The sequence below is a fragment of the Cohnella sp. GCM10027633 genome (assembly GCF_042675445.1).
In the GTDB taxonomy this organism is placed as follows: domain Bacteria; phylum Bacillota; class Bacilli; order Paenibacillales; family Paenibacillaceae; genus Cohnella.
This window is the reverse complement of sequence record NZ_JBHTGV010000011.1, coordinates 41,885-63,518: the sequence shown is the minus strand read 5'-3', so window position 1 is coordinate 63,518 and position 21,634 is coordinate 41,885. Positions and strand designations below refer to the sequence as shown.

Below are 21,634 nucleotides of genomic sequence, written 5' to 3'. Positions count from 1 at the left end.
CGCAAACAAGGACGAAGCCAGATTCGCTCCGTCCTGTATCGATTAGACTTGCTCTATCTGTTTCCTTATCCCCCGAACGCCGCGCGAAAAGCCTGCATCAGCCGCGTCCGGTCCACGTTCCACAACTGCGCGATCTCCTCGCTCACCGTTTCGTCCCACCAGTCGGCCAACGCCTTGCGGTTGCTGCGGTTCTCATGGATCCACAGCAGGTTGCCGATCACCTTCCGCACGTACAACTCCTCGGCTTGCGCGACGAGCGGGGCGGGGACGTGCTGCTTCAGCCGTTTGACCGTCCGATACAATTCGTTGCCGCAAGCTCTGCGAATGCTGCGCGGAGTCGGGAGCGGGGAGGCGTGCTTTTCTTGGAACATTTTCACGCGTGCATCACCTTGCCTCTCTTGCGATACGGTATGCGGGGGGCGGGGGAGTCGTCACCGGAATGGGCGGATGGAGGGGGCAGGCGCCATAACGACAGAAAAAAAGACGCCGCAAAGGCGTCCGTGATGAAACGAGTTGAAACGTTAGTCGTTATTGCACGTACAAATAACCGATCATCGGCGCGCCCGAGTTTTGCTCGGTATGCGTCTGGCAGATGATCGTGTAGGTACCCGCCTGCTTCGGCGTGAACTTGACGACCGTCGTCTTGCCTTTGTTGACCGTGGCTTCGATACCGAGACCTTCGATGACGAACGGATGCGATTGGCCGTTGATGCCCGAGATGCGAAGCTCGACCGGCTGGTTCTTGTTCACGGTGATCGAGCCGGGCACGAATTGATAGGCTTCGAGTCTCTTGCCGTCGGCCTCGGACGAGAATTCGCCCGTGACCAGGTGATACACCTGAACGTTGTCCGACGCCGACGTCGCGACCGACGACTTGGATTGCTGCCACCCGAAGTAGGCTCCCGCCAATATGACGACGAGCGCGAGAATGCCGTACATTTGCAGCTTTTTCCGATTCAGCAATACGATTTTGCTCATGTCGCTCTCTCCTCTTCAACTTTGTCCACCTACCGCAGTGTATGCGCCTGTCCGCATCGTCATGACAAGCCCGTTCTAATTTCTAGCGAAGGGACTAAACTGGAAGAAGAGTCGTGCTCTATGCTAGAATAGTAACGTCATTATGGAATAGAAAGCAGGTTTTGGACGATGATGGACACGTTGCACGATATCGTGCACCAACTGCTCGTATGGATCGAGAGCTTAGGGTTCTGGGGAATCATTATTGGTCTAGCGATCGAAGTCATTCCGAGCGAAATCGTGCTGGCCTATGCGGGATATCTCGTGTTCCAAGGCGAAATCTCGTTCACCGTCGCCGTCATCTGCGGCACGATCGGCGCGCTTCTGCAACAGTGGCTGTTGTACGCGATCGGGCGCTACGGGGGCAGGCCGTTCCTGGACAAGTTCGGCAAGTACCTGCATCTGAAGCCGAAGCATATCGATATCGCGGAGCGTTGGTTCGAGAAGTACGGAACGATCATCGTCTTCACCGGACGGTTCGTGCCGGTCATGCGGCAAGTCGTTTCGATTCCGGCCGGCATGGCGAGAATGAAGCTAAGCGTCTTCACGATCCTGACGCTGCTGGCTTCGATCCCGTGGTCGATCCTGTTCGTGTGGCTCGGCAAGTCGCTCGGCGACAACTGGGAGAACATCGACGACAAGGCGGGGCAATACGTGCAGCCGATCATTCTGATCGCGCTGGCGGTTCTAATCGCTTATTTCATCTATCAATACCTGCGCAAGCGGGGCAAAAATATGTAACGGCGAGCAGCCGTTTAATCGGGGAGATGGCAACATGAGCCAACAAATAGCCAATTACTTGGGTAAGGGAATTACGCCGGGGCAGTTCGCGGACGGCATGACGAAAAATCAGGATTCGTTCCGGGCCGTGCTGTCCGGGTTCGAATGGCAGGACGCCGATACCGAGTCGTTCTTCGAGTCCTTGAACAACCGGGACGACCTACGGTGCGTCATCATCGCGGCGGATTGGTGCGGGGACGTCGTGCGGAATATTCCGGTCGTGTTCTCCGCGATGGAGAAGGGCGGCATTCCTACCGAGGTGTTCATCATGGAGCAGCATCTCGACTTGATCGACCAGTTCCTCGTCATGGGCGGACGTTCGCTTCCGGTCGTGCTGATCGCGGACACGGGCGGCCACGTGCTGGGCAAATGGGGACCTCGTCCGAAGTACATCCAAGAACCGATGGTCGCGTTCAAACAGGCGAACCCGGACCGGGAAGCGGCGGACTATCAGGACAATCTCACGGCCGCCCGCAAGGAGATCATGGCGCGTTACGGCGAAGGCACCGGTTACCAGAAGTTGATCTTGGAAGAGCTCCGCGACGTTTTGTCCGGCGTATGAGGCGCGTACCGACATGCTGACTTTTCACGCCTATAGTCTCGGCGCGCTCGAGACGAACGCTTACGTCGTCGTTAACGCGGAGCGCACGCATGCGGTCGTCATCGATCCGGGTACGGCCGACGCGGCGCTTCTGCGCAAGCTTGACGGGCTCAAGGTCGAGGCGATCCTGCTCACGCACGCTCACTTCGATCACATCGGTGGCGTCGACGCGCTGCGCAAGCGCTATTCGTGCCCGGTCTATATTCATTCGCTCGAGAAAGACTGGCTGACGGACGCGAGCAAGAACGGATCGCTGCGCTGGGCGCAGGTGACGCCGCCGATTACGACGGACGCGCCGGACCATCTGCTGACGGACGGACAGTCGTTGACGTTCTTCGGAGAGACGTTCAAGGTGCTGCATACGCCGGGCCATTCGCCTGGCAGCGTCAGCTTCCTTGTCGGCGACCTGCTGTTCGCGGGCGACGCGCTGTTCCGGCGGTCGATCGGGCGGACGGACTTGCCGGGAGGCAATCAGGATCAGCTGTTCAAGGCGATCCGGGAGAAGCTGTACACGCTGCCGGAATCGGTCATCGTCTTGCCCGGACACGGGCCGGACACGACGATCGGCGAAGAGAAACAAGGGAACCCTTACGTCAGATAACGGCGATCGCGGTCGCAATTTGTAAAATAAGGGGTTTACACGTCTTCTATAATTTGGTATATTGAGCGTGACAAAGCCGCAATAGGCTATAGGTTCGCTGCGAAGAACGCAGGCGAAGGAGTGATCTCCTTGCCTGCGTTCTTTTTTATGTTCGTATATTCGGAAAGGGAGGTGTCTAGTGAATCGGCGCAGGCAATTGACGATCAGCTTCATCGCGGCCGTGCTGTCGGGGCTGCTCGTCTACGGGGTATACGCGCTCCAGCTGAGGCAGATCAAGCTGGAAGAGACGGTGTCGGTCGTCGTGCCGAAGCGGTTCGTGCCGGTCGGCACGATGCTTGAAGAGGGAGATCTGAAGACGATGCCGTTGCCTCGCGGCGCGGTAAGCGAGCAGATGTTGACGTCCGCCGCTGATGCCGTCGGCATGGAAGCTTCCGTGCCGTTGGGCGGGGAAGAGCCGCTGCTTCGCTGGAAGCTCGACAAGTATAGGCTGCTGCCGCGGCAAGGTGAAGCGACGTTCCAGATTCCGCGGGAATACGTCAAGTCGATCTCGAACGGCATTCGCGCGGGAGACGGCGTCGCCATCTACGTGTCGGGCGAATCGGAGGATGCGCCTTCGCGCAGGCTGTTCGCGGGAGAAGTCGTCGTCGCCGCCGTCAAGACCGCGGCGAACGTCGAGATCGACGACCCGAAGAATTCGAATCTGCTGTCCATGGCCAGCGGAGATAAGGAAAGCATGTACGCCTCGCGCCGAGAAGCGAACGGCGCGATCGATTCGATCAACTTGAACTTGACGGAAGCGGAATGGCTGGAGCTAGATACCGTCTGCAAGGGCGGGAGCGCGAAGCTGATCATCGCGTTCCAGGCATCGTCCATCGATGAGAAGGGGGATGAACCGTAATGGGGAGATTGGCGGCATTCGCGGGATCGACGCCGAATATCGGGACTTCGCTTACCGCGCTCGGCACCGCGTATCGGATCGCGGCGACGACGAAGCTTAACGTCGGCTACTTGTGTCTCAACCTGAAGAGCGCGAAGACGCATCTGTATCTCGGGGTGGACAAGCCGGAGATTACGTTGGAAGGCATCAGGCCGGAGCTTCGGGCGCGTACGCTGACGGGCGATAAGCTTCGCCAGTACGCGTTCAGGTCCCGGAAGCTCGGCGGCTTGCGCGTCCTGTTCGGCAACATGGCGAGGGAGCAGGCGGAATATTACGAGCCGGAAGACATGAGCCATCTACTCGCGGCGGCTCGCGATGCGTACGATTTGACCATAGCGGACGTGTCCGCGTATTGGGACAACGCCGCTACGATATGCGCGATGCGGGAAGCGGACGACAAGTTCCTCGTCACGACCGACCGGCTTAGTCATTTTCAGGAGGACGTCCATCGTTGGACGGGGCAAGTCGGTTCGATGTTCGGCATCGTGCCGGAGCAATTCGATTTGGTGCTGCTGCAAGGAAACGAGAGAATATCGGGGGGATATAAGATGAGGGAAATTCGCAAGGAAACCGGATGCATCGCCTTCACCGAGATGAAGCTGGTCGAGAGCGTGCACTTGCAGTTGGACAGCGGCAGATTGGACGAATGGTTGAGCGATCAGGAGCGTAACGCCGCTTCCTTCGATCCGGTGGCCGATACGCTGCTGCATCGGCTGAACTGGACGGAACGATTGCAGAGAACGGAGAGGCCATGGCTGCGCAGATTGATGGTGCATCGGCGGAGAGGCAGATGAACGGAACGACGGCGCCCAGGCGGTTCTCTCCTTCCGCGTACGCCGCCGACTTGCAGAGCGCATCGGCAGGCGACAATCCCGTTCGCCCGGATACCGAAGGGCCGTCGGATCTGCGCGCATACGCGGAAGAGGTCAGGCATATGCTGGCGGCTCCGCGGGGGAATAGCGAGGAAGAGCGCAGGCTGTACGCGGAGAAGCTGAACCGGGCGGTTATCGGATTCCCGCAGGAGCGCACGGAGATGCTGGCGATCATCGCGGACTGGATGATCAAGAAGCGGCTGCAGCATGTGTCGGTCGCCGGCACGCAATATCAATCTCTCGCCGAAGCGATGTTCGCGGAAGTGATCGGGCTGAACGTGCTCGAGCTCGTCTTGCGCAACCGCGAAGGGTTAGAGGAAGTACAGGTCGTCGGCACGCGGATCTTCGAGGTTCGGGACGGGCGGCCTACGGCATCCCCGTATCGGTTCCGTCACGCGGAAGAAGTCGAACGCATCCAACAGAACTTGGTGCTCTTCAATAACGACAGGATCAATCCGCGCAAACGTTGGGCGGAAGTGCTGCTCCAGGACGGCTCGCGGGTAACGTTGACGGGCTTCGGGTTCACGGTGCAGCCGACGCTGACGATTCGGTTGTACACGGTCAAACGGTTCGGTCTCGACGCGTTATGCCGTCCCGAGTACCTGACGATCGACGACAACGTAAGGCATCTGCTTCTTGCCATCGTCCGAAGCCGGTTCAACTTGGTCATAATCGGTTCCACCAATACAGGTAAGACCCACCTGATCAAGGCATTGATCGCCGCGATGCCCGACGAAGAGCGGATCGTCACGATCGAAAGCCGGTTCGAGCTGATGCTGACCCGGGACTTCCCGGATAAGAACGTCGTCGAGTACGAGTCCGAGGAAGACGACCCGCTGCACGGTTCGCGGCAGGCGTTCAAGCTGGCGCTGCGCCAATCGCCGCAGCGGATCTGCCACGCGGAGAACCATGCTACATCAGAAGATGCTATTCGACCAATTTCCAATCCGTTATATGACATCCATACTCGTTTTTTCGGCCTGCTCTTGGTCTCGTTACTTCTGTATTTATGGTGATTTCTCTGAATATATCGTTGAGGAACATCTTCTTGGCTTGCCGGTCATCAATCGCGTTAAAGGCCACAGAGATGTCTTTGAACAGTTTGTATGTCTCTTCCACGCTTCTGAATGTTGCGGCCTCCGATTTAGCCTCTTCATACTTCCTCAGTAGAACTTGTTCCTTCTCCTTCTCAATGTCCGTATACTTCCGCAGCTCTTCCATTGATATCAAATCATTAGCAAACGCTGAACGCCATTTTTCCCGACGCTTCCTTATCTGGTCGATCTCCTTCATAACCTTCGCGTAATCCTGTTTATCCACTTTTTTGTCCACAGTTTTTACTTTTTTCGAAAGTGACCGTTTATCGATATTAAGCTCTGTGAATAGAGCCTCAACGACGGACTCTTCCCTGATTCGAGGAAGGTCACATTTCCCGTAACCTACTCTACCGGAGCAACGGTAAAATAGAATGTCCGATTCCTTGTTATGGCGTATTCCCCCTGTTAGGGGAAAACCACATCTTGCGCATTTAACGATACCACTGAACAGGTAGTCAGACGTGGCAGCACGGCCTTTCTTATCACGCGACTTTATCATGGATTGAACGCGGTAAAACTCTTCCTTGCTGATGATCGGTTCAACGTTTTCCGCATCAACAACAATCGGGTTATGAGTTAGGCGACCTTTAGACCTGAATCTCCATCTATATTCACCGCAGTATATAGGGTTTTTGAGGATGTACCATAGCGTCTTGATGTGCATGGACTTTCCTTCAAGCGCCAAGGATTCGTTAAGTGATGGCATTCCCATACCAGATAGATACATCGAAAATATCCGCTTAACAAACTCGGCATCTTGATTCTTTACTAGCTTTCCTTCTACAAGGTCAAATCCAAGTGGAGCAATAGCCCCATTACGCTTACCGGATGTAATCTTCTGCTCCATTCCAAAATAAACGCGGTCTGCAATAACCTCGCGTTCCCATTGCGCAAATATTCCTAGCATGCCGATCATGGCGCGTCCCATGGTCGTCGTAGTGTCGAATTGTTCTTGGGACGATCTAAATGACACATTCAGCTTAGAGAGCCTGTCTAGCACGTCATAGAGGTCCCTTACATTACGCGTGAAGCGGTCTAGCTTATATACGAGAATTACATCTATTTGTTTTTCTTGAGCATCTTTCATCATGCGTTGAAATTCAGGTCGCTTTGTATCTTTTGCGGAGTATCCTTCGTCGACGTAGTAATCATATATATCCCAATCTTGGGACACGGCATAAGCTGTAAGTTTCTCTCTCTGAGCAGGGATAGAGAAACCTTCTCGTACTTGATCGTCCGTCGAGACGCGAATATAGCAGGCAGCTCTCATGATGTCCCTCCTAAGAAAAATCCCCTCATGCGAGGGGTTATTTATACTTATCGACCTCTGATATCCATTCACTAAGTAATACCTTTGCGCTTTCAATTCCATCATTATTGTACTTTGAATCAGGGAAATTTATTTTTCGTTTGAATGAAGACTCAATTCTAGAAATACTTTGTTCTAATTTATCATCTAATTTTATTTGGTCTATGTTCCTAAGTAGACCACTGTCGGAAGTTTCGCGATCGAAATCCTGTAGTACCTTTAGTTGATCTCTTAACCCGGATAAATCATCTTGTATAAGTATTTTATCTTTTACTGTGAAGATTGAATCTAACTCCACATTTTTAGCCAGAAGTTTAATACTATCAACGAGTTTTAATCTGCTCTCTCTGTATGGCTTCATCTTCTTGATATTTTCAGACTCAGCTTTAGCATTTTCTAACTTTTTATCATTTTCCATTTTTGACTTATTCGCACGTTCAAATAGTGCGATTGCATCTTTATTGCTTGGCTCATCAATAAGTGCAATATCGAATTGCTTGATAGCTTCTTCAAAATTTCCAGATTTTAATGCTTCTTTACCTAATTTCATAGATTCTTCAAATGGGTCGGAGTTAGTACACGCTACACATAAAATTAAGAATGTAACATTCATAAAAAGTAATAATCGTTTCATTGAATACTCCTGGCGTGTCCCGATCGGATCGGGGATTTGCTAAAAATATAGAATATAAGACTAATTTATACGCTGTACGACGTTCAAGCAATCTCAAATGTCATATTTTATTCAATGCAATAACTCTCACGCTTTAATATGATGAAGGGTAACACCATGAATAGGCAGCGTGATTTGATGCAGATGCTAGGAGTGAATATTGATACGCGGGAATTCGAGTATTTCAGATTAAGTGAAGTTAATTACATCAACTTAGTTCGTTTACGACGCAACTCCGAAAAGATTCCGATCTATCACACAGCTTACGGTAATTATGCCCCGTTACTCACTTTAAGGGATCTCGATTTATCTCTAAGGCCTCATGGATTTGTTTTAATGGATAACTCGACTTTGGTTAATAAACGCAGAATAAAAAGTCAGGTTGTTACACCTCATGGCAAAAAAATTACTTTTGTCGACAACTGCGAAGTTAACGTTTCCCCGAGAAGCCGCAAGAAATAGCATGTCAATAGCAAGTTGAGGGGGCTAATTTGCTATTGTTCTTTCGACAAAGTTCTACATCAAATTTGTTAGCAAACCTATATAATTGAAATACGAGCAGATGATGCGCTTACGAACTTCTAAGTTCTTAGAAGTTCCCACCAGGTCGGGAGAGTTAAATCACTCTCCTTGCCCGTCGTCAACGTTCCATTCATATAGATCGTCCATTGGTACGTCCAAAGCGCTGGCTACCGTCTTTAATGTAGTAACCCCCATCACTTTACGACGGCTGGCATAATCAGAAAGATTGCTTTCCGATATCCCCGTTACCTCTTGGAGCCACCGTTGTGTCTTCCTTTTCTCCTTTAGAAGTTGACGAAGCAGGCAACGACCGGGCGTTACCCGCATCGTTACACTCCTCTAAGTTAATCTTATAAATTTTTCTTAAAAATAAGAACAGGCGTTCGCAAAAATCTTCTCTTTTATGATATGATATTCGTACCTTATTAGGGCGGCTGCACCATGAAAAGGGAGATGAGTGAATGGATGAACAGAAATCACTCGCACGAATGGTCATAGATAGAAAAAACTTAACCGCTACGGAAGCTGAATTGTTAAACTTTATTTCATTTACTACCGATTCTGTTTTGACTTCGCGTACGAATCAATTAGGTTCTTCATTGCTTCAACTACAAACGGATCGTCACGAAGAATAACATTGTACTTTTCTTCGGTTTCTTTGATGATCTGATCATAAACACTTTCAGGGAGCGCATATGCGTTCTCTTTTTTATTGTCTTCAATGTAACCGGCCATGACCATAAGTTCTTGGTAATCAAAATTATAAGCCGCTGACAATCCCTTTAAACTTTCAGGAGATGGGGATATTGGTGCCAGTGTTGTCGGATGCTTGCCACGTTCTAGAGCGCTTATATAGGAATAACTTAATCCACTTTTTTCAGATGCTTCCCGTAACGTCATTCTCCTCCTTTTCCTCAAATCATGAAGGAACTTATTTATGTCAGACATATAGCATCTCCCCTTATTTTAATGCGTTCTACACATAACACATATTGTAGTACAAAAAGTTTCAAAATATCTCACATAAACCATTGCAACATAGTTGACAAGTTGTGCAATGCATTGTACATTGTAGATGTGCAACACATAACACAAGAGTGGGGTGATAAAATGAAGAACACTTTGGAGTTCCAAATGACAACTAATAACGTAACGGTATCAAAGCTAGCGAGAGATATCGGTGTAACTCGACACACAATTTATAGAGTTTTGAACGGTGGAACTCCATCAGCGAAATTGATGATGAAGCTGTCCAAATACTTCAAAAAGCCTGTAAATGATCTTTTCTGTGCCTAATAGTGCTACGTGTAACACAAACTTCATCTATTCGACACAATGTAACAAATACCTTTAAGGAGGAAGTAAAAATGAAGCTTGTATTCATCGAAAACAATCGTCCGGTAACAGACAGCAATATGGTATCGGAAGTGTTCGGAAAGCGTCACGACCGAGTGTTGCAAGATGTTCGCGATTTAGGTTGTTCGGAGGAATTCCGACTCCACAATTTCGTGGAGTCCTCCTATAGAAACAACCAAGGAAGAGAAATGCCAAAGATCATCATGACCGAGCAAGGATTCGCGATGTTGGCTATGGGATACACAGGTCGCGCAGCTATGGAGTTCAAAGAGAAATACATCATTGAGTTCCACCGAATGAGAGACGAAGTGGAGAAATCGAAGATTGTTCCTCTGGACGAGCGAAAGGTCAGAATGGAGCTTCTGAAAACTGCTGTAGATCATGAAGAGAGAATTGAATCAATTGAAAACGAGGTCAAGATTTTACGAGAGACGGTAGAAGAACAAATCACGATCGATCATGGAGAGCAACGCCGTATTCAGAAAGCAGTGGCGAGGAAGGTATATGAATTCTGCTCTGACGGAATGAACACACGAGAACTGTTTCCTCAACTTTATAGGGAAATCAAAGATCGTTGGGCAGTAGCGAGCTACCGGGATGTACGGAGAAATGAAATCGATCAAGTATTGCAATATATCGAGGCGTGGAAGCCAAAAGTAGCTTAAAGGAGGCCACAACATGAACGCAAAACTTCCTCAACCATCTATTGACCGTATAGCAGCAGCAATGAATAAGCACCTCGTTCCAGCGGCACAAAATCAACAAGTAACTCGGTCTGTACGAGGTGAGAAACCGGCATGAACGCAGCGATTCAAGAAAACTGCAATCTACTATTCGATCTTGATACCTGGGAGAAAGAAATATCCCTAGAAGGAGTCCTGCAACAAGCAACCATATCGCACCACGTAAAGCATCGGATACCACTCTTACGAGAGAAGCTAAGGAGGCTAAACGAATATGAGCGTGAGGCAGAGCGAATTAGGAGAACATACACGCTTCGGGATGTTGCCACTTCGGGAGCCATCGTCGTACCTGATTGAAACGGTGTTCAGACCTGAAACACGATGCCGGTGTGGATGTAACCGAGAAATCGTAGAAGGTTGCTACAACTGGTCAGGAGATTTCTACTACGACAAAGATTGCATCATCAATGACCTTATCAATTCAAAGGAAATGAAAATAGTGGATTACAAGGAGGCGGTATAAATGCTGGATGGTGTGGTACGAGGAATCAAAAAGCCGGGGAATAAGACAACAATTAAAGCACCACGGGAGGTGGCCTAATGGACATGATTGAGTACATCCGTTCAATACATGCTGATCATGAACTGAAAATCGAAAAATGCAAAGCCGAAAACTCCATCTTCTGGAACGCTCTACGAGACATCATGAAAGCCTCCACGATAGAGGAAGCAAGATCCATCGCCTATAAAGCTGAACGCGATGTATGCCCATTTGCGAAGCTGTTAGATGAAGAGAAGAAAGAGATGGTGGAGGCCGCATGAAATCAGCTAGCGGATGCTGCATAAAGCCAATCGAAGTAGGAAGAAAGGCGCTGTACCCAATCGGCTCAACTTATCCAATGTACGTAAAAGTCGATTACTGCCAAGGGTGCGGCAAAGAGGTAGAAGATCCGGTTCTCGTACACGACTGCTGCGGACTTGAAATCTGTGAATGTGAGGTGGCGATAGCATGAGACCCTATAAAACCGAACGCCTATCCAAAGAAGAACGCAGACGACGCGCAGAGTTGGCAGAATACTTCTCTATACATCCTTGGAGACCGGGGTTTGGCAAGGGACCATGCAAGAAGAAACTGTTTCAAGATGAGAAGTTCCAGATAATTCGTCCCGAGTGGTACAAGGTGGTTGAAGTATGAACAAAGCCCATAGGAGAGCAATACAACGCGCCGCATTAATGAGGTTCAGAGCGATCGTTTGGTACATGGGAAAGAGGATGGAAGGCTGACCACAGAACAAAGAAAAAGACACCGCGCCAACGGTGCCATAGTTAAATCACTCAGAATCATATTAACACAATAAGAGAAGGTGTAGAAGATGGAGATCAAACGGCGGATCATCATCAAGCACATCGACGGTACGCCTGTAAACCTCCGCTACGAGCCTGTAAGAAGCCTATCAACAGCCGCAAGGTTCAACGACATAGAAGAGTACAACGCATTCATAACGGGCTATTACAAGCCATTAGACGCTACACAATACAAGCCGCAACCAATAAAGATCACTTACGAGGTGATAGACGATGAATGAAAACTATTTTGAAAAGCTATCCCAAATCAACGTTAACGAACACGTTGAGAAGAAAGGTAAGTTCAGTTACTTATCTTGGGCATGGGCGGTTGATGTTCTTAGGAAGTCGGATCCTACAGCAACGTGGGAAGTTGTTCGCTTCAACGGTATGCCGTTCATGGAAACGAAATTCGGCATATTCGTAGAGGTTGCCGTCACAGTACAAGGAATCACATTGTCGCAGATTCATCCGGTTCTTGATAACAACAATAAACCAATATCTTCTCCAAACTCGTTTCAGATCAATACAAGCATCCAGAGAGCGCTAGTAAAGTCCATAGCACTTCATGGACTCGGATTATACATCTACGCCGGAGAGGACTTGCCCGAAGGTTCAGAAGATCAGACAGAGGCGAAACAAGATATTCCTCCGGCATCCCTTAAAGCTAAATATCAGTTAGGGACGGGAAGCATGGACGGATTCGATGAATGGGTAACAGGTCAACAGACCAAGGGTCGCAATTTCCGTGACATGGAGAACATTTTGCAAGAAGCACTTAATAAAAAGAAGGCGAGTGAAACGGCATGAACAAGGTTGTGCTGAGTGGTCGTTGGAGCAAGGATATTGATTTCAAAGCATTGGATAGCGGCAAAACAGTAGCTAAATCCTCGATTGCAGTTGATGAGGGGTACGGAGATAAAAAGCAAACTTTCTTCTTCGAAGTTGAGATGTGGGGAAAGACGGCAGAAGCCGTTGCGAACTACAGCGGTAAAGGTAAAAAGGTGCTAATTGAGGGTCGCTTAAAGGTTGAACAGTGGGTAAAGGATGGACAGAAATGATATGCAACTAAGGTGGTCGCTGAGCAAGTTGAGTTTTTGGAACCTAAAGATAGCACAAAGGAAACGACTTCGACTAAGCAAAGAGATCCGTTCGAAGATGACGGTAAGCCTCTAGATATTTCAGATGACGATTTGCCATTCTGACCACTCTAATAGCCCGTAGGAGGCGTTCAATATGGAACTGCTGTCTATTACCAAAGAGATCATGGAAACGGCTCACAGGCTCCAGAATGCCTCCACAGAGATATTCTTTCTAGGCAAGGCGAAAGCGGAGACGGAGAGACAATACCGACGCGCATTGATGATGGAGATTATGAAGCTTAAAGCGGATAAGATGCCGGCCACACTCATATCGGATGTTGCTCGCGGGAATGTCGCGGATCTATTGTTCGAACGAGATGCGGCAGAAGTGAAGTTCAAGGCGGCTATGGAATCTATGGCAGCTCTCAAATCTACTTTATCGGCACTTCAATCGGTGCTGAGGATTCAGGAGGATGCCGCATGATGTATAGCAAGTCTCATCAATGCCGCAAAAACAGAGTAGACAAGCCAAAGGTCGAACATGGACGTAACAAGCCCTCTAGAGCCGTTATTAGCAATCTATCTGCAAAAGAGGATAAGAGACTCAAAGAACGATCAAACGGCGTATGCGAACGCTGTGACCGTCAGAGAGCCACAGAAAGAGCGCACATCGTACGACGCAGGAATCACACGGTTAAACCGGTTGCAGAGGATTTCGCGCACCTCTGCTCCGGTTGCCATAGGTGGGCAGATGGATCGCGTGAGGGCAGAGATTGGTTATTGCAGTTTCAATCTAAGTTGATTGGGAGAGATGTTGGGTGATATACGCATTCACAGGTTTCAAATGGTATCGCAAGTGGAAGGGCGGGCTGTGGTATTACGTCCGACCTTATGACAACCTTTACGATTTCCAACATATGCGCTACTGGATAAATCGTAATCCCTTTTACAACGAAGTGATTATCAAGCATGAGATTCATATGACAAGCAAAAGCACTCAAAGCACTTTTATCTTCTGTCAGAAATGCGGCGTTGAGTTGATCAGCAATCGATCATGCGTAAGAGACGATACACTTACACACTTCGAATGTCGACATTGCGGGAACAAGGCAGAGTATAGCTTCGACATCGCTCCTGTTCCGATCTTAATCCGTTCAGACTTCGAGACGACCGAACCGCATAGCGATAGCGGAAGCCGTATATAACAATCCCCTTAAGAGAGGTATATCTATGAACAATACGATCAGTAAACAGTCATTACTAGAACGGGCGAAGTCGTTGGGGCAAGATGACTCTCAGAATTGGAAGGATAAGTTTTGTATCTTGGTTGGTGAAATTGTTGCGGAGAAATTCGACTCCCCATCCAACCAAGGAGAAGCAGCAAGACTGCGGGAGGCGTTGGAGGAGATTAAGGACACTATACTAGACGTTAATAAGCATCCAAGCGATAGGCTTGTCGAAATTTCCAAAATAACTCATAAAGCCATCTCCACCCATACAGAGGATACAGGGATACAGAAGGTGCTGGAGCTAATATTCGCCAACGACGATCAACGGAAAATCGGATGGACGTTGTCGCCTGTTCTGCTCGACGAAATTCAAAACGAGATCGGTGAACATGAAGATGCACCATCGTGGGAAGGAATCGAATTGGTTCTCCTCGCGTATCACGGCATCACCATACCAGGCATAACGGATGGAGGTAAATCGCAATGAGTATCCAAGCGACGGAAGCTCGACCATTCACCGTAAAGAAGGACGTTTCTGAGGTGTACCGCATTCGTATCGATAGCCATCGTTGCCAATGGGCGAATATCACGATTAATGACTCCGGCGATTTTAACGCGGTGACTGACTGCGGAAATTTCAATTACTACTGGGGCGGCTACGGAAGCGGCACATTTAAAGAGTTTCTGATCAGAATCTTCTCCAAGTCCGCAGGCGGTCGCGGCAGCTACGTGTACGAGAAGATATCGGATTCGAATCGAGACCGGGTGGATTGCGATAAGACGGTTGCGCCGATGAAGAAAGATTTTATTACACGGTACCGTGAGCTCTACGTCGATGCAAGAAGACTCTCTCGGTATGTCGATAACTTCGACACTAGATGGGCATTCAACGAATTGAAAGATAAAGCGCGAACGACGTGGGACGCCCTTATTGATCTTGAAGGACAAGGCGAGCTTAGCCAAGATAGGTTCTTCTCAATCCTCTGGGAAGGCGGATCATTCGATGACAAATTCTTCGACGGAGATTCCATCGCTTGCCTCGACGTCGAGATGACCGGTGATCGCCAAGCTATTGCTTTCTGCGAAGTGGTTGCGCCGTTATTCGCTGAAATCCTGAAAACTGAAATTGGCTATGGAGGGGAACAGGATGCGTGATATACGGTTTCGCGGCAAGCGGATTGACAACGGCGAGTGGGTGTACGGGTACTTTGTCAAAGGAGCAACCCGTTTCTGCATCCTTCACAGTCTCGCAGTATTCGATGCAGTTGACGTTGATCCCGATACAGTCGGTCAATACACCGGCCTCAAAGACCTAAACGGCAAGGAGATATTCGATGGGGATGTTCTCGACATCAGCGGACGTCCAATGTTCATCGAATGGAACGACATTAGCGCACAATGGGCAGTAAAGTCGCCGAGCGGAACGGGATACCTCGATATGAACAACGATCTTCACGAATACGAAGTCATCGGAAACATCCACGACAACGGAGACTTGTTGAAATGAGAGCGACACAGGTTGTTTTCAAGTGCGATTATTGCGGTTGCGATGCAACAAAGAAGCCAAGTCACATTGCGCGAAGGAAACGAAATTTTTGTTCCAGGCTTTGTTATTCATCATTTAGACGTGATTTATTGCCTAAAGAAGAACATCCAAGATATGGATCAGGAGCAGATGAATCCACTCGCAAAATGAAAAGAAAAGCAAGAAGCGAATTAAATCATGCGATTAGGAACGGTAGTGTCATGAGAGACCCATGTATAATTTGTGGTCACGCTGAAACAGAAGGACATCACGAGGATTATAGTCAACCATTGAAGGTTAAATGGCTCTGTTTCAGACATCACAGAATGGTCCACTACAACCCCGAACTCCTTACTGGAGGTAACCAATGAAAAGACTTGATCCACTAACACAAGAGGCGTTAAGAGTGTTATCAATCCTCGTAACCGGTGTATTGATTGGAATCTATATCGGATGGGAGATATGGACATGACCCAACCTAATGAACTGATAGAGACGATAGAGAAGGCGCTGGAAGCAGCTACGCCGGGTCCGTGGATTACAGGCGTGTGCACCAAAGATGACATTAACATCCAAGGTAGTACAAGCAATCATATGGTCACGCTACGGCGAAGAACGACCGTCGTTGCTTTTACCGGTCCTGCCGGTGACGATCAGAGCGCGCGCGACGCCTTTCTCATCGCCAACTCTCCCACATGGCTACGCGCCCTACTGGAAGAGAACAAACGGCTGCAATCGGTTGAGCATACGTTATGCCTGACGATCGGCGAAGCAGACAAGGTTCTCCAACAGACAAGGGAAGAACTCGAACAGGTTAAGGCTGAACGGGACGAACTCCGAGAATTTTGGAAAGGTGTAACACTCGATCAGGCCAAGGAATACATCGAATCGATCCAATCCCTCCGTACCGAACTATCCGCTAAGGATAAGGTGCTGGAATGGTATGCGGAGCAAGAGAATCACAGTACCGAGGAGGACGATGGTAGACCGACACCGATTAGCCGCGACAATGGTGATAAAGCCCGTACTATCCTATCCCAATATCCCAAAGGAGACACCCATGAATCGTATAAGACTACTCCTTAGAAATATTGATGCTCGTATATGGATGATTAGGTTTTTTAAGGGCTGATTATACGGCCTCCGAACCTTCGGTTCTAAGCATATTCAGTCGATTGATGGCCTACGGCAAAACAGAAGGAGGTGCAGGGTGAACAGACTCAATGTTTTATCTCATGGAGCAGGCGTTCAAACATCTTGCATGGTCTACATGGTGCTTGAGGGAGAGATACCACGACCTGACTTAATAGTATTTGCAGATCCACAATGGGAACTAGACGACACTTATAAATATCTCAACAAGCTTATGGAGGATGTTAAACAATCCGGAATTCCGATGATGGTGGAAACAGCCGGGGATATATACGAGGACACCATACGAAGCGCACAAACGGGAGAACGTGCGCCATCAATGCCATTCTATACGGATGCAGACGGAGAAGAAGGAATCGTAGGTAGACAATGCACCAACGATTACAAAATCGAAGTTGTGCGAAAAGCAGCTCGAACATTCCTCGGACTAAAGCCAAGACAGCGGTACACGCACAAACTAGTCATGTGGAAAGGAATCACAACAGACGAAATCGAGCGCATAACAGACAGCAAGGTTAAGTCAGAGGAATATCATTACCCGCTGTTCGATCTTGGAATGAATCGGCTGGATTGCATGAACTGGTTAGAACGCAAAGGTTATGGAGTACCGCCAAAGTCCTCATGCGTAGGTTGTCCGTTCCATAGTCGGCAGACATGGGTCGATATCGCCAAGAATCATCCAGTGGAGTTTCAAAAAGCTGTAAAGCTGGATCGGATGATAAGGCACCATAAAAAGTTCAAGTCGCAGTTATTTCTCCATAAAGACCGCATGGATTTGGAAGAAGCGGTAAGACGATCGTCGTTACAGGGTGACTTGTTTGATTATGAGGGATTTGGTAACGATTGTAGCGGTTCATGCGGTGTCTAATCCCTCACAAACTCCAACAAATCACCAATAGAGCAATCGAAATAGAAAAGAAGGAGCGAGGGATTAATTCCCTTTCTCCTTCTCCTCCTTAACCTTCTTGAGCAGCACGTTAATCATAGAACTTACGGACCGGTCTTCCTGATCTGCAAGTTCCTGAACGAACTGATAAACCTCAGTATCGAGTGTGATTGATAACTTTTCCTTATTGACTTGCCTAACCATATTAAACACCTCTATCGCTAATTATACACAAAAGTAGGATATTCAATGCAAAGTATCTTTCTAAGTAGGATAAAGTAGGATATAATATAGATTAGAAAGGAGAGGTCAGAATGACAAGGTTCTACTACCACTCATGGACATCGGACGAGGATCGGCAGTTAACGGAAATTATGACAAAGGGAATGAACGATCGAAAGAAGACACTGGCCTTGTTTATCGAAGCAGGGGCTTCTCTTGGTCGAACCGCTAAGTCCTGTCAGAACCGTTGGTACGAGATCAAGGCACGCGAGGCGGTGTGACGGAATGGCCGAGAAACGAATGATAAGCAAATCTATCAGCATATCGGAAAAGGTTAATTCTCTACCGGATTACTTCGACATGCTGCTGTTCACATGGATGATACCGCATTCTGATGACTTTGGTCGGTTAATGGGCGAGTCAACTAAGGTTAAGGCGCTCGTCATCCCTTTACTTTCAAGAACTGTTCGCGAAGTTTCCGATTCACTTCAAAGGTTACATGATTCCGGTCTCATAGTCTGGTACACGGTAGATTCCGGGAAATTCATTCAAATTGTGAAATTCGAGGATCATCAAACAGGGTTACACAAGCGAACTAAGTCAAGATTCCCGGAAGTTCCCGGAATTTCCCGGAAAGTACCGGAAATTCCCGGTCAAGAGAACGGAAGAGAAGAGAAGAGAACTGAAGAGAAGGGAACAGAACAGAACGGAAGTGAAGAGATCCCGCACACTCAAATATCTGACATTAACAAAGTGAAAGATGATTTGAGAGATTTATGCAACAGCATGAAAATTCAAGGATTCACAAATTACAACCTCGATATCGTTTATTCATATCTTGGTGTTGCTGATGTGAAGGTGATCGAAGCGATCATAAAAAAGAGCGAGAAAAAGCCGCACACGTACTTAACCAATACGCTTAACGGGATGATTAATGTCGATAGAATAACGCGGGCGGAACAATTGCCGGGGGCAAAGGGTGGGGAAGCAGATGCACAGCATGAAGGAAGCACTCAAGGGGTTCGACCTGGAGGCTATACGCCAACGAGCGCAAGCGAATCGATTACAGGCGGGCAGCTCGGATGGGTCGGAAAGAACAGAGGAAACGTCGTACCGTTGCCAAACGTGCAAGGATGAAACGGGATACCTAGTCAGAGGCGAAGACGGAATCGAACGGTGGCAAATCTGCAACGAATGCCGTGATTGGCGAAAGGCTGAACGTGTCATGAAGCAGAGTAAAATCACCGAAGAGTTCCGATCCAAGACATTCTCTAACTTTAACCGTCAGAATGTTCCGTCAATTGTTCAGGATGCGTTTAATGCGGCTTACGAGTACGTCAAGGATTTCAACGAGATACGAGAATACCGCAATAACAGCATCGCTCTACTTGGCGATCCTGGATGTGGAAAGACGCACCTATGCATGGCCGTGGCAAACAACATCATCGCTAAAGGTACGCCGGTCATCTACTTCCCTTGGATTGAAGGGTTCAATGAGCTAAAAGACAACTTGGACGACTTAGAAAATCGTATTGGACTTTTACAGCGTATCCCGGTTCTGTACATCGACGACATGTGGAAGGGTAGAAAGACACCTACGGACTTCCAGATCGAACAAGCCTTTGCAATCATCAACTATCGTTACATGAACAAACTGCCAATCCTTGTTTCATCCGAGTACGACATTGATGCGATGTGCAAGTTCGATATGGCGATCGGATCGCGGGTTTACGAGATGTGTAAATCGTATTGCGTGGTATTGCACGGAGACTATAAACAAATCAACTACCGGCTGCGGGAGGGCGCATGAGAGAAGACGACGATTACACGCTAATGGACAGAGACTTCGATGAGTTTATAAAACGCGGACTTGCGGAAAAGGAATGGGAAGCACGTAACGAACGTCGCGAGATCAGCACATCAAGGTTCTAAAGGACTTAATAGGGACACTAGAAAAACGGAAGGGATGAGTGAAGGGTGTTTGAAGTAGGAGATGCAGTAAAACATCGTTGCTTCACACATGGAATAGGTACTGTTCGTAAGGTGACAGATGAACGTGTATGCGTGGAATGGGGAATGGAACACGGAAAGAAGGTCAGGACATGGCGCAAGGGATACAAAAAGGAAATAGGTAACATCGTAAAAATAAATGACATTTCGTGATCAAGTGTCATTCGTAACGGTTGATAAAAGAATGCGGAAGTATAACCACTCGCAATTGCAGTATGCGTGGTCAATTTACTTAATAAAAATACTAAATTTGGAGAGATGAAGAATGGAATTTACTTATGAAAATTGTCAGCCGAATTACGAAGGATTCAAAACGTTGGGGAAGCTAGATGACTTCATTTTTCAGGCATTGGCACACATGGGAAATGCATCTAACCACAATTCATGGGCGAATACGGTTCTAGAGCATTGTGCAGAAGTGCCGCATGAGCTGAAAGAGAAAATTAAAAGTATCAACTCGGACATTCATCTTTACCAAGAAGAACTTCGTGCAATTAGAAATGCTTTGAAAAAGAACGTCGAATCGACCGAATAATCTAAGCATAGCGAGGCCGTATAGGGGTTAGAGCTAATTTGAGGGGTGAGTGAAGGGTGCAACTCACAATCGATGATATTGTCCCAAGCGTAACGATTGACGGTCGCGAGTACAGAGCAACGAACAAGCGCTTTATCGGGAATCGCAGAAAATGGGCAGACGTTGAATACTATCATCCAGGAAGAGGCTGGAGACGAGTAGAAAATTGGGATCGTATAACGCAGATAGCATCATTGGTTTGGTGAACTTGCCGAAGGCCATCGACACGACCGAACAATCCCCAGCCGTATAAGAGGATCTTAATAATAAATCCAGGAGGAACCTATGAACATAGAAAAACTATCCCGTGAACAGATACTGAGTATGCCAGCCGGTAGAGAGATGGATAAACTTGTTGCGGAGAAGGTTATGGGGTACGAGTGGGTAAATCCGCCTATCGTAGGAAACTATATTGAAATGCCTTATGCATGGGACAAAGAGAATGATGAACCATTTTACAGCTGGTATCCATCTTCCGAAATATCCACAGCATTCGAAGCAGTGAAAAAGATGAACGATTATGGGTATGATTTCGCGATTGAGTCAGACACAGAAAGCGGAGAAACTAACTATCACTGTAGGTTCTTTAAGCGCTATGAAGGGGATTATGCCGAATTTGATAGTGAAACATCATTCGCACACGCCATATCCGTTGCCGCCCTATTAACCACCATCCAAGGAGAAGAGAACAGATGAGAATAACGCATGACATGTTAACCGACTTTAACGAAACACTCGAACGGGCAGGAAGTGCAATGAGAATACTCGCGGATAAATCTCTTGACGGGACGTTCAATGTTCGATTGAACGAAGAACCGTACATCGACGAGGACAATCGAAGAGCGTTTCCGAACGACACCTTTTACGCGGAACTTGAAATGTTCCTCAAATCCCACGGAATCAAGAAGATCCACTACAACAACACGAAGTTATCGTTTTGGCAGATTGGAGAGAGTGACAATGCGTGAGGATATAGAGAGAGTGATAGCGGAATTGGAAGTAAGAAAAAAAGATGCTCGCATGATGTATGGGACTCAAAGAGGAACATTAAGTGCAGAAGGATACGGAAGATATATCGAATTGAAACAGACAATCGAACAACTGGAGGAGGTGTTAGCATCTGAAGATCACAATACCAGGAACACTCCCGAGCCTGAATGAG

Annotated in this window: 34 protein-coding genes; 27 read left to right on the top strand and 7 right to left on the bottom strand. The window is 48.1% G+C overall.

Annotation, left to right across the window (positions count from 1 at the left end; genetic code table 11):
- Positions 1–65: 65 nt before the first annotated feature.
- Together ACFQZG_RS20890 and ACFQZG_RS20885 are read right to left on the bottom strand one after the other, a co-directional pair.
- On the bottom strand, positions 66–371 hold the full coding sequence (locus tag ACFQZG_RS20890; RefSeq protein ID WP_378156224.1) for a dehydrogenase: 306 nt from the start codon (positions 369–371) through the stop codon (positions 66–68).
- A 157-nt stretch (positions 372–528) separates the two neighbouring features.
- The gene (locus ACFQZG_RS20885; protein WP_378156042.1) at positions 529–978 is read right to left on the bottom strand and encodes a cupredoxin domain-containing protein; all 450 of its coding nucleotides are present in this window, start codon (positions 976–978) and stop codon (positions 529–531) included.
- Between the two features lie 171 nt (positions 979–1,149).
- Here ACFQZG_RS20885 and uptA point away from each other — a divergent pair, with 171 nt between their 5' ends.
- From uptA to ACFQZG_RS20855, 6 genes are all read left to right on the top strand, one after another.
- Positions 1,150–1,758, top strand: coding sequence for an undecaprenyl phosphate transporter UptA (uptA, locus tag ACFQZG_RS20880; protein WP_378156223.1), 609 nt, complete (start codon positions 1,150–1,152; stop codon positions 1,756–1,758).
- Between the two features lie 34 nt (positions 1,759–1,792).
- A complete protein-coding gene (locus ACFQZG_RS20875; protein WP_378156040.1) occupies positions 1,793–2,359 on the top strand; it encodes a thioredoxin family protein in 567 nt (188 codons plus the stop codon).
- 13 nt (positions 2,360–2,372) lie between these two features.
- Positions 2,373–2,999 carry an MBL fold metallo-hydrolase gene (locus ACFQZG_RS20870; RefSeq protein ID WP_378156039.1) on the top strand — a complete coding sequence of 209 codons (627 nt, stop codon included), beginning with the start codon at positions 2,373–2,375 and terminating at the stop codon, positions 2,997–2,999.
- 178 nt (positions 3,000–3,177) lie between these two features.
- On the top strand, positions 3,178–3,897 hold the full coding sequence (locus ACFQZG_RS20865) for a CpaB family protein (protein WP_378156037.1): 720 nt from the start codon (positions 3,178–3,180) through the stop codon (positions 3,895–3,897).
- Positions 3,897–4,730: a CpaE/TadZ family protein gene (locus tag ACFQZG_RS20860; protein WP_378156035.1), complete on the top strand. Its 834-nt coding sequence runs from the start codon at positions 3,897–3,899 to the stop codon at positions 4,728–4,730. The genes ACFQZG_RS20865 and ACFQZG_RS20860 overlap by 1 nt, the downstream gene beginning before the upstream one ends.
- The gene (locus tag ACFQZG_RS20855) at positions 4,688–5,824 is read left to right on the top strand and encodes an ATPase, T2SS/T4P/T4SS family (RefSeq protein ID WP_378156033.1); all 1,137 of its coding nucleotides are present in this window, start codon (positions 4,688–4,690) and stop codon (positions 5,822–5,824) included. Before ACFQZG_RS20860 ends, ACFQZG_RS20855 begins: the two co-directional genes overlap by 43 nt.
- On the opposite strand, the gene ACFQZG_RS20850 is transcribed toward ACFQZG_RS20855, so the two are convergent.
- Positions 5,736–7,175: a recombinase family protein gene (locus tag ACFQZG_RS20850; RefSeq protein WP_378156031.1), complete on the bottom strand. Its 1,440-nt coding sequence runs from the start codon at positions 7,173–7,175 to the stop codon at positions 5,736–5,738. The genes ACFQZG_RS20855 and ACFQZG_RS20850 overlap by 89 nt on opposite strands.
- Positions 7,176–7,212: 37 nt before the next feature.
- Positions 7,213–7,848 carry a tetratricopeptide repeat protein gene (locus ACFQZG_RS20845; RefSeq protein WP_378156029.1) on the bottom strand — a complete coding sequence of 212 codons (636 nt, stop codon included), beginning with the start codon at positions 7,846–7,848 and terminating at the stop codon, positions 7,213–7,215.
- 138 nt (positions 7,849–7,986) lie between these two features.
- Here ACFQZG_RS20845 and ACFQZG_RS20840 point away from each other — a divergent pair, with 138 nt between their 5' ends.
- The gene (locus tag ACFQZG_RS20840) at positions 7,987–8,349 is read left to right on the top strand and encodes a LytTR family transcriptional regulator DNA-binding domain-containing protein (RefSeq protein ID WP_378156027.1); all 363 of its coding nucleotides are present in this window, start codon (positions 7,987–7,989) and stop codon (positions 8,347–8,349) included.
- Between the two features lie 159 nt (positions 8,350–8,508).
- Here ACFQZG_RS20840 and ACFQZG_RS20835 read toward each other — a convergent pair whose 3' ends face one another.
- The gene (locus tag ACFQZG_RS20835) at positions 8,509–8,736 is read right to left on the bottom strand and encodes a helix-turn-helix domain-containing protein (protein ID WP_378156025.1); all 228 of its coding nucleotides are present in this window, start codon (positions 8,734–8,736) and stop codon (positions 8,509–8,511) included.
- Positions 8,737–8,961: 225 nt separating this feature from the next.
- Entirely contained in the window at positions 8,962–9,357 is a 396-nt protein-coding gene (locus tag ACFQZG_RS20830) for a helix-turn-helix domain-containing protein (RefSeq protein ID WP_378156023.1), read from the bottom strand.
- Between ACFQZG_RS20830 and ACFQZG_RS20825 the strand changes: the two genes are divergently transcribed.
- The 13 genes from ACFQZG_RS20825 (at position 9,331) to ACFQZG_RS20765 (ending at position 17,648) form a co-directional block, all read left to right on the top strand.
- Positions 9,331–9,705, top strand: a complete 375-nt coding sequence (locus ACFQZG_RS20825; RefSeq protein WP_378156021.1) for a helix-turn-helix transcriptional regulator — start codon at positions 9,331–9,333, stop codon at positions 9,703–9,705. The genes ACFQZG_RS20830 and ACFQZG_RS20825 overlap by 27 nt on opposite strands.
- A 71-nt stretch (positions 9,706–9,776) precedes the next feature.
- Complete coding sequence (locus ACFQZG_RS20820; RefSeq protein WP_378156019.1) at positions 9,777–10,430, top strand: Rha family transcriptional regulator; 654 nt, start codon at positions 9,777–9,779, stop codon at positions 10,428–10,430.
- Positions 10,431–10,443: 13 nt separating this feature from the next.
- A complete protein-coding gene (locus tag ACFQZG_RS20815) occupies positions 10,444–10,566 on the top strand; it encodes a hypothetical protein (protein ID WP_378156018.1) in 123 nt (40 codons plus the stop codon).
- Positions 10,567–11,048: 482 nt separating this feature from the next.
- Entirely contained in the window at positions 11,049–11,270 is a 222-nt protein-coding gene (locus tag ACFQZG_RS20810) for a hypothetical protein (protein WP_378156016.1), read from the top strand.
- A 551-nt stretch (positions 11,271–11,821) separates the two neighbouring features.
- Positions 11,822–12,034 carry a hypothetical protein gene (locus ACFQZG_RS20805; protein ID WP_378156015.1) on the top strand — a complete coding sequence of 71 codons (213 nt, stop codon included), beginning with the start codon at positions 11,822–11,824 and terminating at the stop codon, positions 12,032–12,034.
- Complete coding sequence (locus ACFQZG_RS20800; RefSeq protein ID WP_378156013.1) at positions 12,027–12,602, top strand: Sak single strand annealing protein; 576 nt, start codon at positions 12,027–12,029, stop codon at positions 12,600–12,602. Before ACFQZG_RS20805 ends, ACFQZG_RS20800 begins: the two co-directional genes overlap by 8 nt.
- Entirely contained in the window at positions 12,599–12,853 is a 255-nt protein-coding gene (locus ACFQZG_RS20795) for a single-stranded DNA-binding protein (protein WP_378156011.1), read from the top strand. Before ACFQZG_RS20800 ends, ACFQZG_RS20795 begins: the two co-directional genes overlap by 4 nt.
- A gap of 175 nt (positions 12,854–13,028) precedes the next feature.
- A complete protein-coding gene (locus ACFQZG_RS20790; protein WP_378156009.1) occupies positions 13,029–13,358 on the top strand; it encodes a hypothetical protein in 330 nt (109 codons plus the stop codon).
- Positions 13,359–14,104: 746 nt separating this feature from the next.
- Positions 14,105–14,590, top strand: a complete 486-nt coding sequence (locus ACFQZG_RS20785) for a hypothetical protein (RefSeq protein WP_378156007.1) — start codon at positions 14,105–14,107, stop codon at positions 14,588–14,590.
- Positions 14,587–15,258, top strand: a complete 672-nt coding sequence (locus tag ACFQZG_RS20780; RefSeq protein ID WP_378156006.1) for a phiTE_072 family protein — start codon at positions 14,587–14,589, stop codon at positions 15,256–15,258. The genes ACFQZG_RS20785 and ACFQZG_RS20780 overlap by 4 nt, the downstream gene beginning before the upstream one ends.
- Complete coding sequence (locus ACFQZG_RS20775; protein ID WP_378156004.1) at positions 15,251–15,610, top strand: YopX family protein; 360 nt, start codon at positions 15,251–15,253, stop codon at positions 15,608–15,610. Before ACFQZG_RS20780 ends, ACFQZG_RS20775 begins: the two co-directional genes overlap by 8 nt.
- 486 nt (positions 15,611–16,096) lie before the next feature.
- Positions 16,097–16,714: a hypothetical protein gene (locus ACFQZG_RS20770; protein ID WP_378156002.1), complete on the top strand. Its 618-nt coding sequence runs from the start codon at positions 16,097–16,099 to the stop codon at positions 16,712–16,714.
- Positions 16,715–16,838: 124 nt separating this feature from the next.
- A complete protein-coding gene (locus ACFQZG_RS20765; protein ID WP_378156001.1) occupies positions 16,839–17,648 on the top strand; it encodes a hypothetical protein in 810 nt (269 codons plus the stop codon).
- Between the two features lie 63 nt (positions 17,649–17,711).
- Here the strand turns inward: ACFQZG_RS20765 and ACFQZG_RS20760 are convergent, their stop codons facing one another.
- Positions 17,712–17,870: a DUF6364 family protein gene (locus tag ACFQZG_RS20760; protein ID WP_378156000.1), complete on the bottom strand. Its 159-nt coding sequence runs from the start codon at positions 17,868–17,870 to the stop codon at positions 17,712–17,714.
- A 110-nt stretch (positions 17,871–17,980) separates the two neighbouring features.
- Here ACFQZG_RS20760 and ACFQZG_RS20755 point away from each other — a divergent pair, with 110 nt between their 5' ends.
- The 7 genes from ACFQZG_RS20755 to ACFQZG_RS20725 all read left to right on the top strand — a co-directional run bounded on the left by ACFQZG_RS20755 (position 17,981) and on the right by ACFQZG_RS20725 (position 21,633).
- Positions 17,981–18,169 (top strand): SANT/Myb-like DNA-binding domain-containing protein, encoded by a 189-nt coding sequence (locus ACFQZG_RS20755; RefSeq protein WP_378155998.1) that lies wholly within the window; start codon positions 17,981–17,983, stop codon positions 18,167–18,169.
- Between the two features lie 4 nt (positions 18,170–18,173).
- Positions 18,174–19,025, top strand: coding sequence for a hypothetical protein (locus ACFQZG_RS20750; protein ID WP_378155996.1), 852 nt, complete (start codon positions 18,174–18,176; stop codon positions 19,023–19,025).
- Entirely contained in the window at positions 18,916–19,698 is a 783-nt protein-coding gene (locus ACFQZG_RS20745; RefSeq protein WP_378156221.1) for an ATP-binding protein, read from the top strand. Before ACFQZG_RS20750 ends, ACFQZG_RS20745 begins: the two co-directional genes overlap by 110 nt.
- Before the next feature lie 465 nt (positions 19,699–20,163).
- Complete coding sequence (locus ACFQZG_RS20740) at positions 20,164–20,433, top strand: hypothetical protein (protein ID WP_378155994.1); 270 nt, start codon at positions 20,164–20,166, stop codon at positions 20,431–20,433.
- Between the two features lie 324 nt (positions 20,434–20,757).
- Positions 20,758–21,168, top strand: a complete 411-nt coding sequence (locus tag ACFQZG_RS20735) for a BC1872 family protein (protein ID WP_378155992.1) — start codon at positions 20,758–20,760, stop codon at positions 21,166–21,168.
- Entirely contained in the window at positions 21,165–21,440 is a 276-nt protein-coding gene (locus ACFQZG_RS20730) for a hypothetical protein (RefSeq protein WP_378155990.1), read from the top strand. Before ACFQZG_RS20735 ends, ACFQZG_RS20730 begins: the two co-directional genes overlap by 4 nt.
- Positions 21,433–21,633 (top strand): hypothetical protein, encoded by a 201-nt coding sequence (locus ACFQZG_RS20725; RefSeq protein WP_378155988.1) that lies wholly within the window; start codon positions 21,433–21,435, stop codon positions 21,631–21,633. Before ACFQZG_RS20730 ends, ACFQZG_RS20725 begins: the two co-directional genes overlap by 8 nt.
- Position 21,634 lies beyond the last annotated feature (1 nt).

Bases quoted from the DNA above. Each gene is read 5' to 3' on its own strand.
- ACFQZG_RS20890 (WP_378156224.1), bottom strand. From the start codon at position 371: ATGTTCCAAGAAAAGCACGCCTCCCCGCTCCCGACTCCGCGCAGCATT.
- ACFQZG_RS20885 (WP_378156042.1), bottom strand. From the start codon at position 978: ATGAGCAAAATCGTATTGCTGAATCGGAAAAAGCTGCAAATGTACGGC.
- uptA (WP_378156223.1), top strand. From the start codon at position 1,150: ATGGACACGTTGCACGATATCGTGCACCAACTGCTCGTATGGATCGAG.
- ACFQZG_RS20875 (WP_378156040.1), top strand. From the start codon at position 1,793: ATGAGCCAACAAATAGCCAATTACTTGGGTAAGGGAATTACGCCGGGG.
- ACFQZG_RS20870 (WP_378156039.1), top strand. From the start codon at position 2,373: ATGCTGACTTTTCACGCCTATAGTCTCGGCGCGCTCGAGACGAACGCT.
- ACFQZG_RS20860 (WP_378156035.1), top strand. From the start codon at position 3,897: ATGGGGAGATTGGCGGCATTCGCGGGATCGACGCCGAATATCGGGACT.
- ACFQZG_RS20855 (WP_378156033.1), top strand. From the start codon at position 4,688: ATGGCTGCGCAGATTGATGGTGCATCGGCGGAGAGGCAGATGAACGGA.
- ACFQZG_RS20850 (WP_378156031.1), bottom strand. From the start codon at position 7,175: ATGAGAGCTGCCTGCTATATTCGCGTCTCGACGGACGATCAAGTACGA.
- ACFQZG_RS20845 (WP_378156029.1), bottom strand. From the start codon at position 7,848: ATGAAACGATTATTACTTTTTATGAATGTTACATTCTTAATTTTATGT.
- ACFQZG_RS20840 (WP_378156027.1), top strand. From the start codon at position 7,987: ATGATGAAGGGTAACACCATGAATAGGCAGCGTGATTTGATGCAGATG.
- ACFQZG_RS20835 (WP_378156025.1), bottom strand. From the start codon at position 8,736: ATGCGGGTAACGCCCGGTCGTTGCCTGCTTCGTCAACTTCTAAAGGAG.
- ACFQZG_RS20825 (WP_378156021.1), top strand. From the start codon at position 9,331: ATGAAGGAACTTATTTATGTCAGACATATAGCATCTCCCCTTATTTTA.
- ACFQZG_RS20830 (WP_378156023.1), bottom strand. From the start codon at position 9,357: ATGTCTGACATAAATAAGTTCCTTCATGATTTGAGGAAAAGGAGGAGA.
- ACFQZG_RS20820 (WP_378156019.1), top strand. From the start codon at position 9,777: ATGAAGCTTGTATTCATCGAAAACAATCGTCCGGTAACAGACAGCAAT.
- ACFQZG_RS20815 (WP_378156018.1), top strand. From the start codon at position 10,444: ATGAACGCAAAACTTCCTCAACCATCTATTGACCGTATAGCAGCAGCA.
- ACFQZG_RS20810 (WP_378156016.1), top strand. From the start codon at position 11,049: ATGGACATGATTGAGTACATCCGTTCAATACATGCTGATCATGAACTG.
- ACFQZG_RS20805 (WP_378156015.1), top strand. From the start codon at position 11,822: ATGGAGATCAAACGGCGGATCATCATCAAGCACATCGACGGTACGCCT.
- ACFQZG_RS20800 (WP_378156013.1), top strand. From the start codon at position 12,027: ATGAATGAAAACTATTTTGAAAAGCTATCCCAAATCAACGTTAACGAA.
- ACFQZG_RS20795 (WP_378156011.1), top strand. From the start codon at position 12,599: ATGAACAAGGTTGTGCTGAGTGGTCGTTGGAGCAAGGATATTGATTTC.
- ACFQZG_RS20790 (WP_378156009.1), top strand. From the start codon at position 13,029: ATGGAACTGCTGTCTATTACCAAAGAGATCATGGAAACGGCTCACAGG.
- ACFQZG_RS20785 (WP_378156007.1), top strand. From the start codon at position 14,105: ATGAACAATACGATCAGTAAACAGTCATTACTAGAACGGGCGAAGTCG.
- ACFQZG_RS20780 (WP_378156006.1), top strand. From the start codon at position 14,587: ATGAGTATCCAAGCGACGGAAGCTCGACCATTCACCGTAAAGAAGGAC.
- ACFQZG_RS20775 (WP_378156004.1), top strand. From the start codon at position 15,251: ATGCGTGATATACGGTTTCGCGGCAAGCGGATTGACAACGGCGAGTGG.
- ACFQZG_RS20770 (WP_378156002.1), top strand. From the start codon at position 16,097: ATGACCCAACCTAATGAACTGATAGAGACGATAGAGAAGGCGCTGGAA.
- ACFQZG_RS20760 (WP_378156000.1), bottom strand. From the start codon at position 17,870: ATGGTTAGGCAAGTCAATAAGGAAAAGTTATCAATCACACTCGATACT.
- ACFQZG_RS20755 (WP_378155998.1), top strand. From the start codon at position 17,981: ATGACAAGGTTCTACTACCACTCATGGACATCGGACGAGGATCGGCAG.
- ACFQZG_RS20750 (WP_378155996.1), top strand. From the start codon at position 18,174: ATGGCCGAGAAACGAATGATAAGCAAATCTATCAGCATATCGGAAAAG.
- ACFQZG_RS20740 (WP_378155994.1), top strand. From the start codon at position 20,164: ATGGAATTTACTTATGAAAATTGTCAGCCGAATTACGAAGGATTCAAA.
- ACFQZG_RS20735 (WP_378155992.1), top strand. From the start codon at position 20,758: ATGAACATAGAAAAACTATCCCGTGAACAGATACTGAGTATGCCAGCC.
- ACFQZG_RS20730 (WP_378155990.1), top strand. From the start codon at position 21,165: ATGAGAATAACGCATGACATGTTAACCGACTTTAACGAAACACTCGAA.
- ACFQZG_RS20725 (WP_378155988.1), top strand. From the start codon at position 21,433: ATGCGTGAGGATATAGAGAGAGTGATAGCGGAATTGGAAGTAAGAAAA.